The sequence below is a fragment of the Bacillus sp. 16GRE42 genome (assembly GCF_019837435.1).
Lineage (GTDB): Bacteria > Bacillota > Bacilli > Bacillales > Bacillaceae_G > Bacillus_A > Bacillus_A wiedmannii.
Genome location: NZ_JADAXF010000010.1, coordinates 44,956 through 66,341, shown reverse-complemented (window position 1 = coordinate 66,341; position 21,386 = coordinate 44,956). Strand labels below are relative to the sequence as shown.

Annotated in this window: 20 protein-coding genes and 3 pseudogenes; 12 read left to right on the top strand and 11 right to left on the bottom strand. The window is 30.7% G+C overall.

All coding sequences use genetic code 11. The annotated features are described in order from the left end of the window. Positions 1-367: 367 nt before the first annotated feature. Positions 368-730: a PH domain-containing protein gene (locus tag ILS93_RS27365; RefSeq protein ID WP_016136249.1), complete on the bottom strand. Its 363-nt coding sequence runs from the start codon at positions 728-730 to the stop codon at positions 368-370. Positions 731-1,311: 581 nt separating this feature from the next. Here ILS93_RS27365 and ILS93_RS27360 point away from each other — a divergent pair. Then, positions 1,312-1,608, top strand: coding sequence for a hypothetical protein (locus ILS93_RS27360; protein WP_098707265.1), 297 nt, complete (start codon positions 1,312-1,314; stop codon positions 1,606-1,608). Between the two features lie 220 nt (positions 1,609-1,828). Here the strand turns inward: ILS93_RS27360 and ILS93_RS27355 are convergent, their stop codons facing one another. After that, positions 1,829-1,999 carry a hypothetical protein gene (locus ILS93_RS27355; protein WP_179885513.1) on the bottom strand — a complete coding sequence of 57 codons (171 nt, stop codon included), beginning with the start codon at positions 1,997-1,999 and terminating at the stop codon, positions 1,829-1,831. 467 nt (positions 2,000-2,466) lie between these two features. On the opposite strand from ILS93_RS27355, the gene ILS93_RS27350 reads away from it, so the two are divergent. Then, positions 2,467-3,141 (top strand): hypothetical protein, encoded by a 675-nt coding sequence (locus tag ILS93_RS27350; RefSeq protein ID WP_222661700.1) that lies wholly within the window; start codon positions 2,467-2,469, stop codon positions 3,139-3,141. A gap of 218 nt (positions 3,142-3,359) precedes the next feature. Here the strand turns inward: ILS93_RS27350 and ILS93_RS27345 are convergent. After that, positions 3,360-3,617, bottom strand: a pseudogene (locus ILS93_RS27345) (hypothetical protein); the annotation flags it as partial. Position 3,618: 1 nt separating this feature from the next. Here ILS93_RS27345 and ILS93_RS28875 point away from each other — a divergent pair. Beyond that, a pseudogene (locus ILS93_RS28875) lies at positions 3,619-3,804 on the top strand (hypothetical protein); the annotation flags it as partial. A 53-nt stretch (positions 3,805-3,857) separates the two neighbouring features. Here ILS93_RS28875 and ILS93_RS27340 read toward each other — a convergent pair. The 5 genes from ILS93_RS27340 to ILS93_RS27320 all read right to left on the bottom strand — a co-directional run bounded on the left by ILS93_RS27340 (position 3,858) and on the right by ILS93_RS27320 (position 10,140). Then, positions 3,858-4,376, bottom strand: a complete 519-nt coding sequence (locus ILS93_RS27340; RefSeq protein WP_222661699.1) for a hypothetical protein — start codon at positions 4,374-4,376, stop codon at positions 3,858-3,860. Positions 4,377-4,403: 27 nt separating this feature from the next. Continuing rightward, entirely contained in the window at positions 4,404-6,551 is a 2,148-nt protein-coding gene (locus ILS93_RS27335; protein WP_222661698.1) for a DUF1430 domain-containing protein, read from the bottom strand. A gap of 14 nt (positions 6,552-6,565) precedes the next feature. Continuing rightward, the gene (locus tag ILS93_RS27330) at positions 6,566-7,189 is read right to left on the bottom strand and encodes a putative bacteriocin export ABC transporter (protein ID WP_157410416.1); all 624 of its coding nucleotides are present in this window, start codon (positions 7,187-7,189) and stop codon (positions 6,566-6,568) included. 75 nt (positions 7,190-7,264) lie between these two features. Continuing rightward, positions 7,265-7,546 carry a hypothetical protein gene (locus ILS93_RS27325; protein ID WP_222661697.1) on the bottom strand — a complete coding sequence of 94 codons (282 nt, stop codon included), beginning with the start codon at positions 7,544-7,546 and terminating at the stop codon, positions 7,265-7,267. A 302-nt stretch (positions 7,547-7,848) separates the two neighbouring features. Beyond that, positions 7,849-10,140: a PA14 domain-containing protein gene (locus ILS93_RS27320; RefSeq protein ID WP_222661696.1), complete on the bottom strand. Its 2,292-nt coding sequence runs from the start codon at positions 10,138-10,140 to the stop codon at positions 7,849-7,851. Positions 10,141-10,290: 150 nt separating this feature from the next. On the opposite strand from ILS93_RS27320, the gene ILS93_RS27315 reads away from it, so the two are divergent. The 4 genes from ILS93_RS27315 to ILS93_RS27300 all read left to right on the top strand — a co-directional run bounded on the left by ILS93_RS27315 (position 10,291) and on the right by ILS93_RS27300 (position 13,584). After that, positions 10,291-10,932 (top strand): polymorphic toxin type 44 domain-containing protein, encoded by a 642-nt coding sequence (locus ILS93_RS27315; protein WP_098343417.1) that lies wholly within the window; start codon positions 10,291-10,293, stop codon positions 10,930-10,932. A gap of 157 nt (positions 10,933-11,089) precedes the next feature. Beyond that, a complete protein-coding gene (locus tag ILS93_RS27310) occupies positions 11,090-11,914 on the top strand; it encodes a C39 family peptidase (protein ID WP_222661695.1) in 825 nt (274 codons plus the stop codon). Further along, positions 11,908-13,035 (top strand): hypothetical protein, encoded by a 1,128-nt coding sequence (locus ILS93_RS27305; RefSeq protein WP_222661694.1) that lies wholly within the window; start codon positions 11,908-11,910, stop codon positions 13,033-13,035. Before ILS93_RS27310 ends, ILS93_RS27305 begins: the two co-directional genes overlap by 7 nt. A gap of 90 nt (positions 13,036-13,125) precedes the next feature. Next, positions 13,126-13,584, top strand: coding sequence for a hypothetical protein (locus ILS93_RS27300; protein ID WP_222661693.1), 459 nt, complete (start codon positions 13,126-13,128; stop codon positions 13,582-13,584). Between the two features lie 151 nt (positions 13,585-13,735). Here ILS93_RS27300 and ILS93_RS29165 read toward each other — a convergent pair. Next, positions 13,736-13,938 (bottom strand): annotated as a pseudogene (locus ILS93_RS29165) (SDR family oxidoreductase); the annotation flags it as partial. A gap of 108 nt (positions 13,939-14,046) precedes the next feature. Here ILS93_RS29165 and ILS93_RS27290 point away from each other — a divergent pair. The 3 genes from ILS93_RS27290 (at position 14,047) to ILS93_RS27280 (ending at position 17,860) form a co-directional block, all read left to right on the top strand. Beyond that, positions 14,047-14,973 (top strand): aldo/keto reductase, encoded by a 927-nt coding sequence (locus tag ILS93_RS27290; protein WP_222661692.1) that lies wholly within the window; start codon positions 14,047-14,049, stop codon positions 14,971-14,973. Between the two features lie 485 nt (positions 14,974-15,458). Beyond that, a complete protein-coding gene (locus ILS93_RS27285; protein WP_222661691.1) occupies positions 15,459-17,111 on the top strand; it encodes a pyridoxal phosphate-dependent decarboxylase family protein in 1,653 nt (550 codons plus the stop codon). Between the two features lie 104 nt (positions 17,112-17,215). Continuing rightward, a complete protein-coding gene (locus ILS93_RS27280; protein WP_222661690.1) occupies positions 17,216-17,860 on the top strand; it encodes a GNAT family N-acetyltransferase in 645 nt (214 codons plus the stop codon). A gap of 843 nt (positions 17,861-18,703) precedes the next feature. On the opposite strand, the gene ILS93_RS27275 is transcribed toward ILS93_RS27280, so the two are convergent. Together ILS93_RS27275 and ILS93_RS27270 are read right to left on the bottom strand one after the other, a co-directional pair. Next, a complete protein-coding gene (locus ILS93_RS27275; RefSeq protein ID WP_098405381.1) occupies positions 18,704-19,114 on the bottom strand; it encodes a hypothetical protein in 411 nt (136 codons plus the stop codon). A gap of 115 nt (positions 19,115-19,229) precedes the next feature. Then, complete coding sequence (locus tag ILS93_RS27270) at positions 19,230-19,418, bottom strand: helix-turn-helix transcriptional regulator (RefSeq protein ID WP_222661689.1); 189 nt, start codon at positions 19,416-19,418, stop codon at positions 19,230-19,232. Between the two features lie 160 nt (positions 19,419-19,578). Between ILS93_RS27270 and ILS93_RS27265 the strand changes: the two genes are divergently transcribed. Both ILS93_RS27265 and ILS93_RS27260 read left to right on the top strand, forming a co-directional pair. Continuing rightward, the gene (locus tag ILS93_RS27265; protein WP_222661688.1) at positions 19,579-19,902 is read left to right on the top strand and encodes a helix-turn-helix domain-containing protein; all 324 of its coding nucleotides are present in this window, start codon (positions 19,579-19,581) and stop codon (positions 19,900-19,902) included. Between the two features lie 183 nt (positions 19,903-20,085). After that, complete coding sequence (locus ILS93_RS27260; protein WP_261784338.1) at positions 20,086-21,171, top strand: tyrosine-type recombinase/integrase; 1,086 nt, start codon at positions 20,086-20,088, stop codon at positions 21,169-21,171. The last annotated feature ends 215 nt before the right edge of the window (positions 21,172-21,386 follow it).

Here is a 21,386-nt window from a genome sequence, read left to right as displayed (position 1 = left end):
GCTTCTAACCGCAAGGACTGCGGGGTTAGCCTAATCAATTAGAGTTCGATAGAACTCTTTACTTAGGAATCCTCCACTTCTAAACGAAGTGAAAGTGGGGGTAGTTCAAGCCTCTTTCAAGTCCTAATGCACACCTTAAAAATAGCACTTTTAAAAAGTGCTATTTTTACTTTGCATGTCATCCATCCATGTATAAGGATAATAAAACTCTTTAATTTTATCTTTAGAAAGGCAATAACCTCCCATCAAACAGGATGATAGAAGGTTATTAAAGTCATTTAAAATTTGTTTTTTGTTTTAATGTTTTCAATTTTAGCAAATCATACTATTGTTTAATTTGAGAAGCAAATTTTAAAAACAAACTTCTTTATTTCAAGATCATAATTTTTTCTTTTACAAATACCGCAAACCTCTCCAGGTCACCTTCCTCAATTAAATTCATCACTTCACGTTCGCCATCATGAAAAAAAATGATTTTCTTTCCTGTTAATAATCCTTTTTCTACATCTATTGAATTAATTTTGGCATAATTAAATACTTTAAACGTTTCACTCCCTAAATATTTTGTATAAAAACACATACGTTCATTTGTAGCGACCAATATCCCTTTTCTTTGACTACCCATACCAAATACTTGATATTGAAACATTCCATATAGGCTATTTTCAATAATCTCATTTTCATTAAGATGTGATTGTACCAATGTCATAGCCGTTTTTATATTTTTCATGACAACTCCTCCTGTATTCTCCCTTTATTAACTATAAGGATATTAGAATATCTATATTTTCATCATACAGGATAAAGAGTTTAAATTCCAATTAATACCACTTTTTAGAAAAACTTTATTAACTGTGAACAATCCTACGATGAATTGAGATTTTAACTTTTGAATATTTTATTTAATCCTTACTAATAATATAAATAAATTGGTACCAGCCAATCAGTATCCATAATAAATCTCTCTTTTTTTGAATTCTTCCTGTGGCAAGGCGGCTATTTTTTATAGCTGCCTTGCTTGAATTAATTATAAATATTTACACATACTATTAGCGGAATGCTTGAATCATTGTCATTGAAAATGTTCAGCACTTCAGCTCCTTAAGAGAACAGTCTACGCAACTGTTCTCTTTCCTATTTCCTTTTTCACACATATAATATGACAAGCATTATTAACTCCGCTACAATCAATAGCATCTCAACATTCTCAACGTTTCCTCAACAATTTCACAATATTTTTCATGGACAACAGCACACTTTCTCAACAGTTTTAATATCTTAATATTAAATACTGAAAGGAGATGTTGAAAAATGACTTGGTTCATTATTTTAGGATTTATGCTTATTTTAATAATAAGCGGTTTTCATGCACATAGTATTCATATCATTTTCAAAATAGGTTCAGATACAAAAGCTGTGCCAAGTTGGTCTTTCGTTAATAAAATAAACTTCCAAACATTAAAAGAATTAATAAAAGGACTAAATAAGGATAAACTTAAAATCCTTACAATAGGAGAACTTGTTATTCCTTTAAGTTTCTTTAATAGATTATTTAGCAAAACATTAATTTTTCTATTCCTATTCTTTTACTCTCAATACTTAAGCTAACGTAATATGAGATGAGTTAAATAATAACAATCGATCGCCTATGATGAACTGGACCTGAAGAATTAAACAAAAAATTAAGCGGCTGTTTGAATGTGAGTCCGGTATTGTACTGGACTCATTCCTTTTTAGTGTACTTTGATTTTTTTGCGATTGTAATGACCTCTATAATTATCTAGTACTATCTTAATATGTTATATACTTTCAAATTTTGTAAGATAAATTACTCTTGCTTTGTTTTGTTCTGTAATTCCATCTCTTTTTGAAGGAAGGCCTTTAACTTTTTTAAGTAATCGATTTCCATACATAAACATTCATTTTCATCTTTTAAAGCCTCTATATCCTCTTCAATAGCTGCATTATCTAACTTCGACCTTGTATTTGTAATTCCCATAGCTGGATCCCCTTTCTTCTTTTATATAGGAAATCCATGTCTTATAAATCATATATTTCCTTTCATCTACGAACTATTTCAATGAATTCCTTTAGAAAAACGATTCATTTATTTCCTTTGTTTTTAATCTATTTCTAAATATTTCAGATCTACCCATTAAAAAAAACTAAATTCATTCCATATTTCTCTCTCCTAAATGAATAGTAGTACATACTATCCCCAACACACTTATAAGTTTTTATATTTTTTAACAAAATCTTCTTACATTTAAATAGACATACTACTTTATTCTGTCAACTCCATCTATATTGATAAATATGAAAAAACAAATTTATTTGACATTTCAATGACTTATAACAGGAAAATATATACATTAAATGAAACCTGATGTATCTTTAATTTGTAAGTTGTAGTTAGTTGGCCAACTTTCCATACAATTTAATAATTTAAAATATGGGGGATCTAACATGAATCAAGCATTAAGGAAAAGTAAGAAAAAAATGATGTATCTAGTTGGTTCACTTCTAATTTCTCTATCAATGTTTTCAACTACTAGTTTTGCAGCTACAGAAGGTGCTGTAAAAAGTGTTACAAATAGTACCTATACTGGGATTGCAGCTGATATAAATCTACCAAAATCAGTTGTTGTTAAAGATGGATATGTGGATTGGTATTTAGGTATTGGAGCATCTAAAGTTGAGGGTGGTATTTCCAAAACATCAAATGGATATAAAGTATTTCTAAATTCAGGATATAATGAATCAGGTCAAAACAGTAAGTATTGGAACACGCAGTATGATGCATCAATTAAAGATGGTGACCGAGTAAACCTTAAACTCGTTAATAACGGAAATGGTACGGTAACTATGTATGTAAATGGAAGCCCTAGATATGCAAATCAGCCTGTATATGGCTCATTTTCTCAATATGAACCAGTAAAAATGGTTCAGGGGGTTGAAGATACTGGACGTAATTCCTTTAGCCAAGCTAGCTTTTCAAATGTACTTCTAAGAACAGATACATCTGGGGCTACCTACAAAAGTTGGAACAGTTCAATTTCTTCCTCATTTTCAAGGCACGGTACTTATGGTAACAATTTCACAGTTTATTCTCAAGTACCATTAAGCGCAAGTTTACGCTAGAGGTGTTATTTAAATAATAATGTTTTTGTGAAAAAAGTGGTTGCACTTGCAGCTACTTTTTTTATATAGAATACATTGTAATAGATATTCGCGCCAACATAAATGACATCTTTCAACTTTTCCAAAAATAAGCTGTTTATTTAAATGTTATGTACAAAAAACGTAGAAATTTTTAATTTCTACGTTTTTTATAGGCTAATCAATTCATTCACTTACTATTATAATTCCTCAAATTCATCAATTTCAGCTTTACGCTTTAGAAATAGTTCCATATCCTTATTCTCTCTTTCTATTAAACCAAGAACATGTGTATCATCCAAGGCTAATTCTTTATATCCCCATATATAATCTATAATTGTATCTGTGACATTTCTGTGTTCTGCACAATACCATTCTATAGGTTGTAACGCATCGGATATTTCACATAATTCTGCTGGATACCATGATGGCATATTTTCACGTTCTCCTAAAATTAAAATAGAAGAAACTTATGCAAAATGGAAAAAAAGAGAAATAATAAGAGTTAGATTTATGGAACTATTAGAACTTAAGAAAAATACTTTTTATAAGATATTAAAAGAATATGAAGATAACAAATTACGACCTACAATATATACAGGCCGAATATTCCTTATATTAGGAAATACGGCCTGCTTTATGTAAAAATATGGATGACATACCTATATAAACTTTTTAATAAGTTTATAATTTAATTTCTATTTACTAGCTCTATCTTCACCAATTCTTTCCTCAATTTCTTTTAAAGCTTTTTCATAATTTTCTTCTCCTGCTATTTCTTTTATCTTTTGTTTATTACTTTCTGAAATTTTGTGATCATATATCAGAATCATTTTCTCGTCTTTCGCAGGTATTCCATAATCATCAAATGATACACTTATATTCATACTCTCAGTTTTATCATACCCTGGGTTTAATGTTTCTGGAACAAATGAAGTATCCGAATTCCCATTCCCTTGTCTTAAGTAAACAAAATAGTATTTATTTTTATCCGAATTTGCATTTAAATCTTTACTAAATAATTCTGGTGATTTCCTTTGTACATCTGATTGATTTTCACCTTCAGTAGATGATTTTAATCTACCTTCTTTTGTGTTAACTACTCCTGAACTATTTTCCTGATTGCTTTTGTTATTAAAGAAGAGATAGCCCCCAAAAAATAAAAAACTTATACTACATAGAATCCCAATTAATATTATTTGCTTTTTCCGTAACAAAATTATCCCCACTTTACTAAATTTAATTTACTTTTCCATTAGTATTTGCTTTGTAATTTTGTACTCGTTTAAAATCACCAGAATACTCATTAATGCCATATCACAAATCGCAAGTATTAAACTAATTTTAAATAGTAACCAACTATTTTTAGAAATAAAAAAACATGTAGTAAAAGATAGTTGCCAAAATACTAATAACGCAAGATACACAAGATTATGTTTTTCAAAGAAGCTATATCCAAAAATCCATTGCAATGCCAATGTCTGCTTATTTATCTCCAAATAGTATATAGCAGAGAAAAAGAGGAGTACAGCTGTTAAAACTAAAAATAAACCACAATTAATTATTGTTAACTGTAACTTCTCAGTATCTTTTTGTATTTTCATCTCTACGTCAGAGTACGCAACAGATACAGGGCTCCAAATACTATCAAATTCATATTTTCTAATTGTCTGTTTTATTTTATCAAATGGCTTATCACTTGTACTGTTTTTAGTGTAATATCCATACCCCATTGCGATTGTACTAGCCAAATAGTTCTCTTCAAAATTACTTGTTAAAATTACAGCAATTGGATCTTCAATCTCATAATTTGTTTGTACCGCCATTTGAGATGTAAATGTAAAATATGATTGATTATTTTTGACATAATTTATATTGACTTGAACTGCATCCGGGTTCTCTTTATTTAACATCATTGCATAATCTTGCTTTGTTGTTTCTTTTATCGCTTCTTCCTGTGCTTTATATTTTTCAGGTACTAATACTGTGATTTCAAATTTGTTTGATGTAGGTAATTTTAATTTTTTATTATGAATATCATATATAGGATTTAAGGATAAATAATTAGTATTAATAACAATTTGTTTCCCTTCGGATCCCCAAGGGTTAGCATCCAACCCTAACGTTTTTTTGTTTGCATAGTAGTAAGATGGCGATATATATATAGCCCCTTGTTCCTCTAACTCTTCATATAACTTTTTAAAACGGGTCAAGCTATCTTTATCTTTAGAATCTATTGTGTTATCAGTACCAGCTTCAATTCCTAAGAAGGAATAATTTTTTAGTATCTTCCATTTATTTTGTTGGTCACTCGTTTTTTTCAATTCTATAAATGTACTAATACCTTGTTGTAAGCCTAAAATTAAAAATATAGCTAATATAAAACGTACGACTAGATTAGTATAAAAAAATAGTTTTATAGGTTTCTTATTTTTAATCATTTGAGAAATATTTATCGCTTTAGTACCAATCCAAGTAATAATTAATATTAATCCAATAATTAAAAATAGGAACATCATCTTTTTCATCCAAAAATTTAAAAATGGAATCAATTTTTGATACCCATTATAAGGGTATAAATATACTATTAAGCCCATCAATACTAAAGTCCAAGAACTTACGATTATTTTTCCATATCTTTTGAGTAAGTACATTCCAATGTTAAAAAAACTATCTCCATGCATAAATTGAATTGCAATGGCTTTATAGTTATTCATAACATCGTAAGTTATTGAAAGTAATAATAGCAAACATAAAACAAAACATGTAGTGTAAATCATACTTTGATAAGGATACTCACTGGCCGAAGTAGGTGAATCTTTTGGGGCTATTTTTATTACAAACCCATAATCTGCAGCAATTTTCTCAAATATTTTAACATCCTTTGTATTACTTAAACTGTAAATCCCTTTAATATCTCTTACTTTTTCTGCTGCAACCATAGGACGAATTTCTATAGGATCAAAATTATGAAAAATTTCCAATTGGCCAATTTGATTTTTATCTTTACTTGATATTGTCGAAAGGAATAAATTCGGATTACTATTTTCATCTAGAAAATTTCCTGTCTTTAAATTCATATTTTGAAAGTATGTATCCACATTTGAAAGCGCTACATAATATACAAGCTTCTCTTTTTTATCTGCTCCAATCTCCTGAGACATTCTTTGTAGATTTACCTTAGACTTTTTAACGATTTCAGTAAGCATTTGAAAATTTTCAAATTTACTTTTAGAAGGGTTCCCTGATTTAATTTCAACATCCCAATTCTCATGAGAATGATTCATGTCATAATTAAAAGATTGAAACTCTAAATATTCAAATTGCTTAATTGATAAAAAACTTATGACTGTAAATGTAATAGTACATAGAAGAAATATTAACTTTTTCATAATATAACCTTCCCTTATAATTGAATGATTCTAGAAAATAAATAAGATAAAGATGTATCATGAGTGACAACAATAATCGTTTTTCCTTTTTGATGCAATTTCTTAAATAAGGAAATAATTAAATCTCGATTTTCATTATCTAATGAACCAGTGGGTTCATCCGCCAAAATTATGCTTGGATCCTTAAGTAACAATCTAGCAATTGCAATACGTTGTTGCTCTCCACCACTTAAAGTATGTACTTTCTTTTCACCATATCCTATTAGTCCAACCTCATTTAGTGCAGAATACATAGCTTCTTTTTTGTGTGGTTTGCTCATTTTTTTATGTTTCAAAGCAATCTCTAAATTATTATTAACAGTTTCATTATCTATCAAAGCATAATTTTGGAATATAAATCCAATTTCATCGCGTAATAAATATCTTTTTGTTCTTCTATTTTCCAGACTCTTATCCATTATTAAAATTTCTCCGGAATCTGGTTTTTCTAATGTACCAATTATATTTAGTAATGTAGTTTTTCCCTGACCACTTTTTCCATAAACTCCAATGAATTCACCTGATTTTACTTCTAGGTTAAAGTCATTAAAGATAGTTTTATCAAGAAATGTTTTCTTCAAATTATGTATCTTAATCATTGAATTACCCCTTAAGTAATGTTTTTAAGGGGATTTATATAATATAAATCCCCTTAGTCTTCCAAATAGCTCAATTTAATTAATATATTTCTGATAAGTTACGTTATACGGACCATTATATGGTAAGTATTTCACAGCAGCTTTTCCAGGTGGCTTAATCTCACTTCTATAATTCACATTTGCACGTGTAATCCCTGAAGAATGGTTAAATACGGAATGTCCATATACAGAATAATGTACCATTTCCTCCTTGTTATAACCATATTTCCAACTTTCACCAGCAGATGACGTAATAGGAGCCAAAGCACCTACAGCTAACATAGATGATAAAGCCACAGTAATTACCTTCTTCTTCATAATTATCCCCACTTCCCTTATTATTGGTACTATAAATAATTTGAAAACCATCTCATATATTAATCTGTAAAATAAAATAATTTAAAAATCAGATTTAATAATCAGACTTAACAAATAATGGAAGCTGCGCAGCTTTCTTTCTCATATTAATTTAAATGGTATATTATTACAATGAATTAATCGAAATATGCAAAATTACATATTTTTTCCTAGGTTGAAATTTAATACCAAAAACAATATAAAAAAGCTAGTTCCAAAATTAAGAACTAGCTTTTTGTACATTTACTTTCAATTTTAATAATCTAATTTACTTTTCTATAATCCATCTTTAAGTTAGCATTACCCGCTAATTCCAGGTATTCTACTGTAATTTTGTGTACACCAGCAGTCATCGGTATTTTTACTTTACGGATATCTCCTCCATTCGGAATCCAAGAATCAATTATCCGCTTATCGTCAATATATACCCTTACTCCATCATCTGCCTTAGCTTCAAATTCATAATTTCCATTCTCAAATAAACCTAATTTTGTAAATCTAGCAGAGAAATTATCATTAGGAATACTTGGATATGGAGAAGCGCTCCCCCAGTTAAAATCAATATTAATAAATCTATCTAGTGACCATTTTCCCCCTTTTACAATTGCATCACCATTTAAATCCTTATTGGCATAATACTCAGCTGTCCAATGTGGAAATGGCACTGCACTAGCATATGGCTCCATACCAAATTCCACCTTACTTCCGCCACCTTCTTCTAAGTATTGTACTTCAATAAGGTGAACATCTTTCTCTGCAGACTTTCCAAGAACAGTTGCGCCTGTGTTGTCGTCAATAACTACCTTTCGAGCATCTTCTACAAATCCACCACTTCCATGCCAACGATCTATAACAAGTTTGCCATCAATATATACTCGTAAACCATCATCAGCTTTTCCACGAATAATATATTCACCTTTAGGTAAACGTTTTACCGTAGTATAGCGCGCTGAGAAATTATCCTTTGGTACCTTCAAAGTTGGAGCACCTTCACCATTATCTTCTGCGAGTTTTTGCTGCTGCCCAAATGGCGCAATTATTTTAGCATCTACAGGAAGCCCTTGTAAGTTTTTATTTGGATAATAATAAGCCAACCAATGATCAAATGGAACTACATCAGAGAAGATGCCTGCATTTCCTGTTAATTCATGAAAATCTGTCTCTATTTTATGCTCTCCAGCTGTTAACTTTGGTAGTAGCGCACGTTTGAGTTGTCCAATTGAAGCGTTATTCCATCCATCAATAATATTCTTACCATCAAAATTTACTTTGACATAATCGTCGGCAAGAGTTTGCATAAAGTAATCCCCTGCTTCTAACCTTTGTGATTGATCAAATTTAGCTGAAAACTCATCAATTTTTTGTCCTTCTGGTGCGCCTAATCCCCAATTATAATGAACTTGGCTGGTTTTTTCTTTGTAAACATTATTACTAGATGAAATATCAGCACCTGGAATAACAGCATAAAAATTATCAATATCAGGAGTCCAAACAAGATAATGATCTTGAGGAGTAGAAATCCATTCATCATGTACAATTGCTGAACGGTGCCAAACTCTTTCAGCAGGATCAAAGATTTCCTCATATCCTACACCTGTCACAGCATGATTTTTATAAATTGGATGTGTTTGAGTTGTGATAATAGCCGGTCTATTTTTATCTATCTCTTTCTTATATTCCTCAAAAACAGCAGGATTCACAGGCTTGTTCTTATATTCTTTAATAGACACAGAATATTTCGCTGTCTTTTCCCAATATTCTTTCGCACCTGCAATACCATTATTGCCAAATGTATTACCTTGAGCATCTGTTTTCATTAATTTCGGTAGGGTATCGATAATATAAGTTTCATAATCTGCCTGATTATTTTTCAGACGTGGAAATCCATTATTTGCCCAATATACAGAAACATTTGCATATGCTGTAGGTAAACACCCATGAGTCCAGTCGTAGTCAGGTACATTCGGTATGTACTTATGATTATAGTATGGAGCATTCGCTGAGCGAGTTAACCCATTAAATTTTTTTATATTCTCGCTATTTGAGATAGTGTTCTTTGCATTCTTAAATATATTTATTTCTTCTAATTTTTCCTTTGATACTGATTTTTTAGTGTTCAAATCTATGAAAGAACCTTCTATATCTGATTTTTGTAAATATGAAATAGGGGCCACATAAATGCTATTCTCTTTCTTGATTGTTTTGAATGGACTAGCACCTTTCCTCGTAGATTCTATTACACCCGGAATCTTTTCGTTACCGCTCACAATAATAAATCCATTTTCCTGGTCTGCTTTTTGTACAACAAAAAGATATGCAGTTATTTTTTTATTTTCGTCATATAATTTCCTGTCAAATACCAGCTTACTATCTTTCCAATCAGTGTTGGAATTATTTTGAATAATATTAAAATAATTCACTGCTTGTTGTGTTGCTTTCTCAATAGGGACACTCCTTAAATCTCCCTTTTCTTCGGCATTGACACTGGTTGCAGTAACGAAGAGTAAAAATAAAAAGGTTAAAACGGTATAACTAGTTTGAAATACTTTGAACATACAAAAACTCCTTTTCTATAAGATTTTGAATTCTCACATATGATATAACAATTTTTAGAAAAAAGTAAATTATTTTCCTATATAAAAATTTACATATATTTAAAATTGAATTATAAATATATAGACTACTAAAAAGGGAGGTCCATGAATATGTGGAAGAAAACATTACTTATTTTTTGTTTATTATTTTCTATTTCTTTATCCGATGGTGGCTTTGCATCCGCTCAAACAATACCATCAAATGAAATGACTTCAAGCTTCTCTTATATTTTAAAGAGAAATGCCTTAATTATGGCTTATGCTGCTGAAGAGGCTAAAGAAGAAGGCACTTATCCTTGGAGTGTTGGATTGGCATTTGCCGAAAAAGTAAAGCCGGGTGGTGAATGGGATTATAAAACAAAATTCGGAAGAAAAAAACAGTTCATTTACAATGGCTACTTGATGAAAGGTGAAGACTTAGGAAATATTCACTTTGGTTATGTAGCAAGAGCTGGAACAATACCAATTGAACTATTAGCTGATATTGAAGGAGCTTACCAAATTTGGTATAGCGAGGAATTAAAAGGATGGGCTGATAATTATTTTGATCAAGAAAATGATGAAGCCGGTAGAGCATATGGGGTTATTTTATGGGATAACAAATTGCTTCCGAATCCCCAAGATCCACCCCCTCCACCGGTGAAGCCTTTTGATCCTAATGCAGAGAAACAAAAATTTAATGCTTTAACTGTTCAAGAAAAAACTAAAATTAAAGCAGATATACAACGTATCTCTAAAGAATTATCAAAGTAAACATATACGATTTTGATAATGTAAACTGACCTCATAAATAGGGGTCAGTTTTTTATATTCCTTAAATATGCAATTATACATATTTAAGGAATATAAATTGCTATAATATACCATTTATTCTAGAATATTATAAGATTATGAATTAAGGAGATGCGATATGAAACCAATTATTAAAGGATTAAGTATGAGTGTTTTAGCAATAAGCTTTTTACTTCCTTCCAACGTTAGCTTTGCAGATGAAAATATTCAACCAAAACAAACAGAAAATACAGGTGCTTCGCTAGATGCAACATTTTTAGAGACAGATGAAGGAAAAGAAATAATTGAAATTGGAAAAGAAAAAGCAGAAAAAGCCTGGGAACAAGAAAAGAAAAAGCAAAAAATGAATAGACTACGACAACCAAATGAAAAATATTATTTAAATGCTACACATTTTGAACAAAGAGATTGGTATTATTGTGGACCAGCATCAGGACAGGAAGTCTTAAGTTTTCATAAAAGAGATAGTGGATCCAATTTCACTTTGCCAACGCAAGATCATCTCGCTTCTGTGATGGGCACAACCTCAGCGGGTACTAATTCTGCTAACTTAGCATGGGGATTAAATTTATATAAGCAAGATTATGACTTTGCCGATAGTCCCTATGGAGCTTCAACTCCAAGCAGTATCAAAGAATTAGAAGTATTTATTAAATCTAAGCTATCACAACGTACTAACATGCCGATTGTCTTAACGAATACGCAATATATGTGGCGCTATAAGGATGCTGAGAAAAATTACAGACATTATGTTGCGATAAATGGATATGATGGAGCAGATGGAACAATGCACGTGATAGATCCTAATCATAAAAAAGATAAAAATGGTCATAATTTAGGAGGGGAATATTGGGAAAAGATTGGCGATTACAATATGACTGGATATGGTGTAGGAAAAGCAGTACAAAGTGCTGCTGGTGCTAACCCAACATTAGTATGGTAAGAAGTATTAAAACAATTCTAGTTCTCTTATTATGTTGGGGAGTCTTAATTTCCTGCAATCAAACTTCCCCTTCCTCTAATCAATCGACAGCAAATAAACAAGATAAAAGTAATACCTATTCTGAATTAAAAATAAACTACGAGACATTTTATATGCCATCTAGCTCTAACAATAAATTATATTTACCTGTTGATGATAAGAGTATGTCAGGAATGCCTAATAAGCTTCTTTCTTATAACCTTTCTAATAAAAAAGAAGAAACTGTCTTTTATTCTGAAATAAAAGATGCAAATGTTCAAGGTGTTCAGGCTAATGAAAAATGGTTATTATGGATTGATACAGACTCTTTTGGGACAAATTCTGTTCTCTATGTGAAAAATTTAATTAATAATCAACAATCTAACATCTATACAACAAAAAAAATACTGGATCCATTTCTTTATGATCATTATGTATCTTGGATGGATATTGATGATGAGAATGGTATCGGCACTATAGTACTTTATGATTTAGAAACTAATACAAAAAAACAAATAGCTACATTAGAATCCTATAATACTTATAGTACAACTATTCATATGAATAACAACCAATTAGTTTATTCAAATTCTAATGGAGAACAAACAACTGTATACACTTATAATCTTAAAAATGAGCAAGTTAATACTTATGAAATTCCACAAAAATATATAATGAAGCCTAGGATTGTTGAAAATAAAATTTTCTATACTAGTTTTTCTTCTCCAGAAAAACAATTCCCGGAGTCATATTATATTTTAGATATGGAGTCAAAAAATGTAGTGCAGTTTTTACAAGACGATATTACTGGAGAACAATCAAATAGTATTGGATTAGTAAGCGCATCTAAAGATTATATGATTTTTCAAACAACAGATCAAAAGATTTTTGCGTATCATATAAATAATAATGAGTATAAAAAAACAAAATTAGAAATATCTAATATATTTAAAGTACGCATGTCAGAAAACAGGGATGTTACTATTATATGTGATAATCCAAACGCATCTAAAAAAAGTGATTTGCAATTTATTAAATTGCTCCCCTATAATGAATTAAAAAATAAATTTCAAAATGAAAAGTTACAATATTTCACTTACTAAAAAATATCATGGATAAAAAAGCTATTTCAAAGAAATAGCTTTTTTATTTCCTTAAATGGAAACGTTTCTAAAAAAAAGGAGTATATAGAAATGATTAAAAAAAGTATTTTAACAGGAGTTATAGGATTACTTTGTATTAGTTGTTTTTTTTGGTTTATGTACCCTTCACCATACTTAGAAGAGTTAAATCAACAAGAACAAAAATTATATAATCAATTTCACAAAAACAACAATATATACGTATTAAAAGATCAAAACCCAGAAACTATCGTTAGATTGTTTTTATATTCTATTCAGCAAGAGCATTACGAAACCACCTATCACTTTTATACAACTCTTCATGATGAAGAAGATAAGAAAATGTTTTTAAAAAGTGCTACTTCTCAAAAAGAAATTTTATTTGCTTTTAAATTTGCAAATAACCCTATAGAAACTAGAAAATATTATGCTCGTATAAAACTACCATCTTTTTTTAATAATAAATATTTTGAAATGAGTGAAAAAGATGGTATATGGTTAATTAATGAACCCTCCATTAGTATACGTTAACTTAATTGCACACTTTCGTTTCTTTTCTAAGATTTTTACGGTTCTGATGCAAAATTCATTTAATAGATACATAGGGCCTACACAGGCTGTTTAATTACAACGGAATGAAAATTACATATGTTCTAGTCAGTATTTATAAATTAATCCTAATGTATTTAGCATTTACATTCTTAGCTAACTCTAATACGTATTTTGTAGACTGAACATTTACTTTTTGAAAATGCTCACGTTCTCCATAGTGTCTAACTTCTCCACCACAATGTATTAGTGACTCTATATTACTCTTTAAATACCCACTTTCTTTGAATCCAGACCTAGATTTATCAAGAATAAATCTCCTTCAATTATATTTATTAAAATATATACTCTAATTTATACCCCGAAACCGAATTCAAGAATATTCCAACTGGTCACTATGTATATTTCTAATAATATACACTGAAAAGGAGGAGTCCGTACAAAATGGAATATAGATTATTAGGTAACACGGGATTAATAGTTTCAGAGATAGGATTTGGTTCTTGGGCGATTGGTGGCGATGAATGGGGAGTAGTAAAAGATAATGAATCCATTGATGCAATCAATAAAGCAATTGACCTAGGGGTTAATTTTATTGACACTGCTGACGTTTATGGATTAGGTCATAGTGAAACACTCGTTGCAAAGGCTATACATAAACGTAGGCAGGATATCATTCTTTCTACAAAAGGTGGATTAATTGGTCATCATTATGACCCCAATCAACCAGCCGTTTATGGGAATCCTCGAAAGATCATTGATTCGTTTGATGCTAGTTTACTGCGGCTTAAAACCGATTATATAGATGTATACTTTTGTCATATTTGGTGGGATAAACCTGAAGAAACAGAAGCTTTTCTACAAGCTTTCCAAACCTTAAAAAAATCTGGCAAAGTGAGAGCAGTTGGCGTTTCTACTAATGATTTAGATTATATTAAACATTTTAATCAGAATGATGATTTAGATGTTGTACAATTTGATTATAGTATTTTAAATAAAGAACCTGAAAAAGACATCCTTCCTTATATTGAAAAACATAATTTAGGTGCTGTGATAAGAGGTCCACTTAAGATGGGAGTTTTAACTGGGAAATTTAATCATGAAACTCAATTTCCAGACGATGATTTAAGAAAAGATTGGCCCAAAGAAAAGTGGTTTAAAGATAGCTTAAACAAAGTAGAGAAATTAGGTTCACTTGTACGATCAAATCGAAGTCTAGCGCAAATCGCCTTACGTTATGTTTTAGGCCACCCAGCCGTTTCAGTTGCGATTCCTGGTGCAAAAAACTCTACTCAGGTTGAAGAAAATTCTTCACACTTAACTCGTCCATTATTATTAAATAATGAAATTGAATTCATTAAAAAACTTTGATCGAATAATTATTCTTCTATAAAAAATTATGCTGATTTTACTACCAAATCCATACTACTACTTCTTCTCCACTAGAACATATCTTTAACACTTCCACCCTATTTTTTCTCTTTTTCCGACAATTTCTACAGTTTATAAGGTAGTTGAACACTTTTATTCAACTACTTTATAATACGTTCTACATTATATTAAAATATCTACTACACTAGTTCAATACATGTTAGGACAACATATAAATTAAATAAACAATTAATTCAGATATATTTTTAGAAACTTCATTATCTCACAATTACTTTTTTAAAAATAAATCAAAAAATTTTTCTTTACTTTAAATTCCATAGTTCATATAATTTTCTATGGAATTACATTTTTTTCTAAATAGCTCCTCATTTCTAAGGATTCAAAAGGGCAATTACAAACTATTATACCCTTATGTTTAACCAAGTAAAATAAAAATCCAGTTTTTCACAACGAGAAGCGACTGCATGCAAGATATTTTAAAACTATTTCCGAGCGTTGACGGAAATGAAGAAAAACAACAACTTTTATTAGAATCTATGCAGAAAATAATTAAAAATCTTGACCAATTAAAAAATGAAGAGCGAGCTACTTTAGGTAAATGTGAGGAAAAATCAGAAGGATACTATAATAGCTTAATTCACCAAAGTCATATACCACTAGCTGGAATCACTATGTCTGAGGTTATTGAAGAGCTAAACCAATTTATGAATGGCCATCCTTATCCCAATAAATACTACTTGTCTAATGCTGTACCACTACCAAGTATTCCATCACTATTGGGTATACTAACCATGGCACTTTTAAATGGTAATGGCGTTTGGGATGTCTATGGCCCAGGGGCAGCTGAAGCAGAGGTAAAAGTTGTATCCATGCTTTCAAAACTGATTGGTTATAATCCACATAATAGCGGTGGTTATACAACATGGGGTGGACAAGGTTGTGTATTTTCGAGCTTACGTTTAGCAATTTCTAAACAATTCCCATTAGCAAAAGAACATGGTGCTCCACAAAATGTTTATTGCTTTGCTTCTGAAAATGCACATTATAGTTTATTAAAGTCAGCTGAAGCAACTGGCATAGGGTCAAATCACTTAATAAAAGTGAAGACTGATCCTTATACAAATTCTATGGATATAGAAGATTTAGAGGCTAAAATGATACAAGTTATTAAAAATGGCGGTATCCCCCTTTATATTCTAGCTACTATGGGGTCAACAGATACATTTACCATTGATGATATAAAAAAAATTAAAGAGAGCGCTGAAGCAATACAAAAAAAATATAAATTAAAACCTATTTATATCCATGCGGATTCTGCAATGGGCGGATTCTATAGTTTCTTTAATAATTATAGTTTTGAAGAAAATTCACTCTCATTTGAACCTAATGTGAAAAATGCCTTACAATACGTACAAGATAAAATGCAATATATGTCCCTTGCAGACAGTGTATGTTTTGATTTTCATAAATTAGGACAAACACCTTATGCTTCAAGTATTTTAATCGTAAAAAATCATACTGATTTACAACTGATGGACATTGAACAAGATGATACACCTTATCTTGGTAATAGATCATATGGGAGTTATCATACAGGCTATACCTTAGAATGTTCACGAGCTGGTAGCGCTATTCCCATGTATATCAATATATTAGCCTTTGGTGTTGAAGGATATCAAAAATTACTAGCAAATTATATTCGTGTAAATCTATTATTTAGAGAGAAGTTGCGTGAGGCTCTACCTCAGGTCGCAATCACAAATGATTTTACATATGGACCAATTACAACCTTCCGTTTCTATATGAATGGAGATGGCCAAGAAAATTGGGAAAAAGAACGAATGGGTCTTGCAACAAAAGAAGAGATTGAGGATACAAACCGATTAAATATAGAACTATTTAATTATCTAGGAAAAAATCGCGATCAAGTATTTTTTGGTGATACAACTCGTTCTTGTGTAGTAGATGTAATAAACAGTAGTGATAGAAATCCGATTTCCACATTAAAATTCTTTTCTATCTCTCCATATACAACTGTTGAATGTTTAGATGATATCGTATTATTTCTTTATGAACATATTTCGATTGCTACTAAACAGATTTATTCATATGTTTAATAACCACATTTGTTAGCGCTTTAATAGTTAAATTTAACTAGATTAAATAAAATTCTTTATTCTTTTAATTACTATTAACTATATCAGGAAAAGAGGAAAAACATATGAATATAGAGCTACTAGATACACACCACGTGGAAGATGCAGCACATTTACTTGCACATTCTTTTGTGAATAACGAACCTCTTGTAAGCAGTTTACAAATTCCCTTTGCTCCTTTTCACAAAATGTGCGAAGAAATGATAAAGCAAGCTGTATCTCAAGCTATGTCATTTGTAGCAATAGATAATTTTCAAATTGTCGGTGTTCTTTTAACAAGAAAAGTAACCCAACCACTAATAGATAAAGATAAGGCAAATGAACTATGCCCACAAATGGACCCTATTTTTCAACTTTTAGATACATTAGAGATGGAATCTATTGGGTTTTCTCATTTAGATAAAGAAAAATTGGTCTATCTAGATATGGGTGCTAGTCATCCAGATTGGATGGGAAGTGGTATAGTCACCAGCCTTCTTTCACATGCAATTCAAGAAATAAGTAAAAAAGATTTTGATTTTATTGCTGCTTGTACAAATAAAATTTCTCAAAAAATCCTAAAAAAACTGTTCACGACCTTGGAAATGAATGAAATAGTGTATAGTAGTTTTCCTTATAAGGAAACATACCCATTTGCTAACACGACAACTTCCTTAGCAGCTCAATTACTATATATACCTCAATCCCAATTCGTCATTAAGGCTATATAAATTTGTGTAGAAGTCTAGCTGTACTTTTGTACAGCTTCTTTTTTATATAGAGTAAAATAGAAATAGATATTCTTACATAAGTGACACCTTTTACACTTTAACTTCTTCGAATTCAATAGCCACTTTCTCAGCATGCCTTATTTCTCTCCTTAGCCTACCTCAAGATCCCCTTCTATTTATTTCAACATGTTTCATCGTGTTTTAATTTGTTACGCTCCATTATTTCATCTATACAAGTAACTTAAATACTTTTCCCTATTTTAATGTCTAATCTTTTATTTTTTAAGTAACGAGTGATACATAGACTCCCACTCTTAAACACTTTAAAACATACTACCTGATAACCCCTTAATATTACCTATAATGCTGACGGTTACCATTATCTTTCATTTCGTTTATCTATTCATATTACATACCCTATAACTATCTAATCTTCCTTAAAGAATCCCATTTAAAATTCATGATAAAAGGAAACAAACGTGTCAGATTTAGCATTTAAGAAAAAAGAGTGAAAATTACTGGATTCCCCTTTCTTCTCTTCCTTTTAAGAAGCTTTTTTAAGTCTAATTCAATTGTATTCCTGCTTAATAACATGCTCACTAATCCTTAACAATTTCTATAACTGTATAAAGACTTTACTAAATTACTAAAGGAATCTCCTTTCCCCTATCGAATTATTGTAGAGGAAAGGAGAGGAATACATGGAAATTCTAGGATTAGACCCTCGCGCATTAGCGACTTTAGGTGCACTTGAATACACCAACCGTCGTAATAAATTAATCGAAGACTCGGAGAATAATTTATACGAATGTAAAGAAATAAAAGAAATACTTCAATCACTTCCTAAAGAGAAGCAGATTGAGGTTCTTGAGAATCAAGCTCACTTTGAAGCTGTGGCAAAGATGATTGAACAAAACAATTTAATTCTTTTAGAACAGATGAAAGCTCTACAGCTAATTCAGAAATAATAAACTTATGATTGATTAATTCTACATATGCTTCCATAAATAATGTATCTTTATTGATACCATCAGCCTCTGTTTTTACAGGGGCTTTTGTTATGCGTTGATTCATATTTTGAATTTGAATGGTTTCTTTCACATGTACGAATAGATCTTCTAATAAACCTGGTGTAGACTCTAATTCTTGTTTCTCAATTTCCTCTGTGACGGCACTTATAAACTCCCATAGTACTTTTGCACCAAGTAGTTCTGCTAATCGTTTTTCACGCATTTCAAATGTTTTCATATTCATATTTAAACACTTCCCTTATCTAATATTTTCTTAAAAATAATTAATAAATTATTTCGTTTTAGGAAAACAATATAGAAATGAAATTCTCGCCCTAACAATTACACGTATCGTGACATTACTCTTCAAAAAAAAGAGTCCAATCAAAATTTAGTACCCTAGCTATATTCTTTGCGACAGGAACACTTGGATTTCTTTCACCACTTTCAATCATTGCATACATACTTCTAGATATTCTTGCCTTATATGCAATATAATCCTGTGTTTTCTCTCTATATTTGCGTTTTTCCAATAACCATAACCTCATTGTTCCCCTCCTTACATTGTCACAAAATGTGTATCTAATAATCACATTACATGAAAACAATTATAAATTCAACGTTTTTTACACATTTTGTGTAATTCATTAAATGTTACATATTGTGACGCTATAATTGATATAGAAAACATCTAAAAGGAGGTAGCATATGTTTGGCACAAGACTACACACTCTTCGAAAAGAACGCAAGATGCGTCAAGAAGACATGGCAAAACAACTAGGTATTGCCCGAACTACATATGCAATGTATGAACAAGGGAATCGAGAACCTGATTATAATACATTGATAAAATTAGCCACTTTCTTTGAAGTATCAATTGATTACCTCCTCGGTACAACTGAAATAAGACAAGTTACAGACATACAAGATCCTGAGCTCTATCAATGGTTTAAAGATATAAAAAATGCGACTCCTCAAAAGCGTGGAGAATTAAAGAAGTTTTGGGAGTTTATAATACAAAGAGAAGACTAGATTATTAAAAAAACCTTCACCTTGACAGGATGGAGGTCTTGAGTTCGAGCCTCTCCGGGGTCATATCCTTTTGTACCAACTGTTGATAATTTCATATTTTGACCAAAACTATCGGTGAGCAACGCTCAAGTTTTGATTGAAACTCCTCCTTTAATTCTAAATAGGAATGAAGGAGGTTCTTTTATGTCCTTAACTTACTTCACTGAAAAAGAAACAGTAAAAAAACGACAACCTCACAAACGAAAAACTAGCAAAATTTCAAAAGAAAATTCTGTTGAGCGTATATTTGAAAGGTTCATTGATACCAAAATGAAACAAAATTTACGTCCCAAATCTTTAAATCAATTCCTACTTATGTATAATAGTATAAAAGCATTTCATGAAACACAAAATGCTCAAACATTTTATATGACTGACATTACAACAAACTTTATTTCCGATTGGGTCTACTGGTTGAAAAATGAATATGTGCGTTATGAAGGTCATGCTTATATGCCAGAAAGTGCTCAAACTGTTGGATTAGCAGATGAAACTATCGCTAGTAGAATTAAACGTTTGAAAACATTCATTAATTGGTGCTTACGGCAAGAAATCATCACTAAGAATCCATTTAATAAGTTCGAAGGATTCCGTAAAGACAACACACAAATTGATATTCTCTCGATTGATGAATTGAACAAGTTATTGAAAGTAGCAAAATCATATTCCAATAAGAGTTTCAAGCACTTTCGTGATTATGTATTATTACACCTTCTTATTGATGGAATGTTTCGTATAACCGAAACATTGTTGTTAAGCCCATCAGATATTGACCATACGAATCGAGCGGTAATTATACAATCCAATAACGCTAAATCACGAAAATCTCGCACTGTACCATTATCAAATAAAACATATCGTTTGCTTATGCAATTGCTAGAAGAAAATGAAGCGTTTGAAAGTGATGTTGATGATTTAATTTTCTTGTCGCTAAGTGGGCTTATGTTAAGCAAAAACAATGTGCTTCGTGACTTTCGCAAATACGCCATTGAAGCAAAAATTAAAAAACGATTTTATTTACATTTAATACGTCATTCAGTGGCTACTCATTACTTATCATCTTCTGGTGATGTTGAATCATTGCGGAAAATCCTCGGACACGCCGATTTACGAACAGTTCTCATATACAGTCATATGGCAGACAGTACTGTACAAGAGAAACATGCAAATTACGGATTCTTTGGAAGCGAAAATGTAATCAATCGTAAACGAAGTAATAAAAGAAAATAAAAATAAAACCGTCTACTCCCCCACCGACCAAAGTTTGGGAATAAACGGTTCACGACAAATCCGTGAAGGACTTGCTATGTTTTATTATAGCAATGTTTCTTCTCCATGAAAAGGAGAATACCCATGTGTATTAAAAGCGAAATTAATTGCATTCAGAAACGTTTGCTTAAACGACTGAACGTTAAAAATGGATCGACTCTATTTACTATTATCGA

Bases quoted from the DNA above. Each gene is read 5' to 3' on its own strand.
- ILS93_RS27365 (WP_016136249.1), bottom strand. From the start codon at position 730: ATGAAAAATATAAAAACGGCTATGACATTGGTACAATCACATCTTAAT.
- ILS93_RS27360 (WP_098707265.1), top strand. From the start codon at position 1,312: ATGACTTGGTTCATTATTTTAGGATTTATGCTTATTTTAATAATAAGC.
- ILS93_RS27355 (WP_179885513.1), bottom strand. From the start codon at position 1,999: ATGGGAATTACAAATACAAGGTCGAAGTTAGATAATGCAGCTATTGAA.
- ILS93_RS27350 (WP_222661700.1), top strand. From the start codon at position 2,467: ATGAATCAAGCATTAAGGAAAAGTAAGAAAAAAATGATGTATCTAGTT.
- ILS93_RS27335 (WP_222661698.1), bottom strand. From the start codon at position 6,551: ATGAAAAAGTTAATATTTCTTCTATGTACTATTACATTTACAGTCATA.
- ILS93_RS27330 (WP_157410416.1), bottom strand. From the start codon at position 7,189: ATGATTAAGATACATAATTTGAAGAAAACATTTCTTGATAAAACTATC.
- ILS93_RS27325 (WP_222661697.1), bottom strand. From the start codon at position 7,546: ATGAAGAAGAAGGTAATTACTGTGGCTTTATCATCTATGTTAGCTGTA.
- ILS93_RS27320 (WP_222661696.1), bottom strand. From the start codon at position 10,140: ATGTTCAAAGTATTTCAAACTAGTTATACCGTTTTAACCTTTTTATTT.
- ILS93_RS27315 (WP_098343417.1), top strand. From the start codon at position 10,291: ATGTGGAAGAAAACATTACTTATTTTTTGTTTATTATTTTCTATTTCT.
- ILS93_RS27310 (WP_222661695.1), top strand. From the start codon at position 11,090: ATGAAACCAATTATTAAAGGATTAAGTATGAGTGTTTTAGCAATAAGC.
- ILS93_RS27305 (WP_222661694.1), top strand. From the start codon at position 11,908: ATGGTAAGAAGTATTAAAACAATTCTAGTTCTCTTATTATGTTGGGGA.
- ILS93_RS27300 (WP_222661693.1), top strand. From the start codon at position 13,126: ATGATTAAAAAAAGTATTTTAACAGGAGTTATAGGATTACTTTGTATT.
- ILS93_RS27290 (WP_222661692.1), top strand. From the start codon at position 14,047: ATGGAATATAGATTATTAGGTAACACGGGATTAATAGTTTCAGAGATA.
- ILS93_RS27285 (WP_222661691.1), top strand. From the start codon at position 15,459: ATGCAAGATATTTTAAAACTATTTCCGAGCGTTGACGGAAATGAAGAA.
- ILS93_RS27280 (WP_222661690.1), top strand. From the start codon at position 17,216: ATGAATATAGAGCTACTAGATACACACCACGTGGAAGATGCAGCACAT.
- ILS93_RS27275 (WP_098405381.1), bottom strand. From the start codon at position 19,114: ATGAATATGAAAACATTTGAAATGCGTGAAAAACGATTAGCAGAACTA.
- ILS93_RS27270 (WP_222661689.1), bottom strand. From the start codon at position 19,418: ATGAGGTTATGGTTATTGGAAAAACGCAAATATAGAGAGAAAACACAG.
- ILS93_RS27265 (WP_222661688.1), top strand. From the start codon at position 19,579: ATGTTTGGCACAAGACTACACACTCTTCGAAAAGAACGCAAGATGCGT.
- ILS93_RS27260 (WP_261784338.1), top strand. From the start codon at position 20,086: ATGTCCTTAACTTACTTCACTGAAAAAGAAACAGTAAAAAAACGACAA.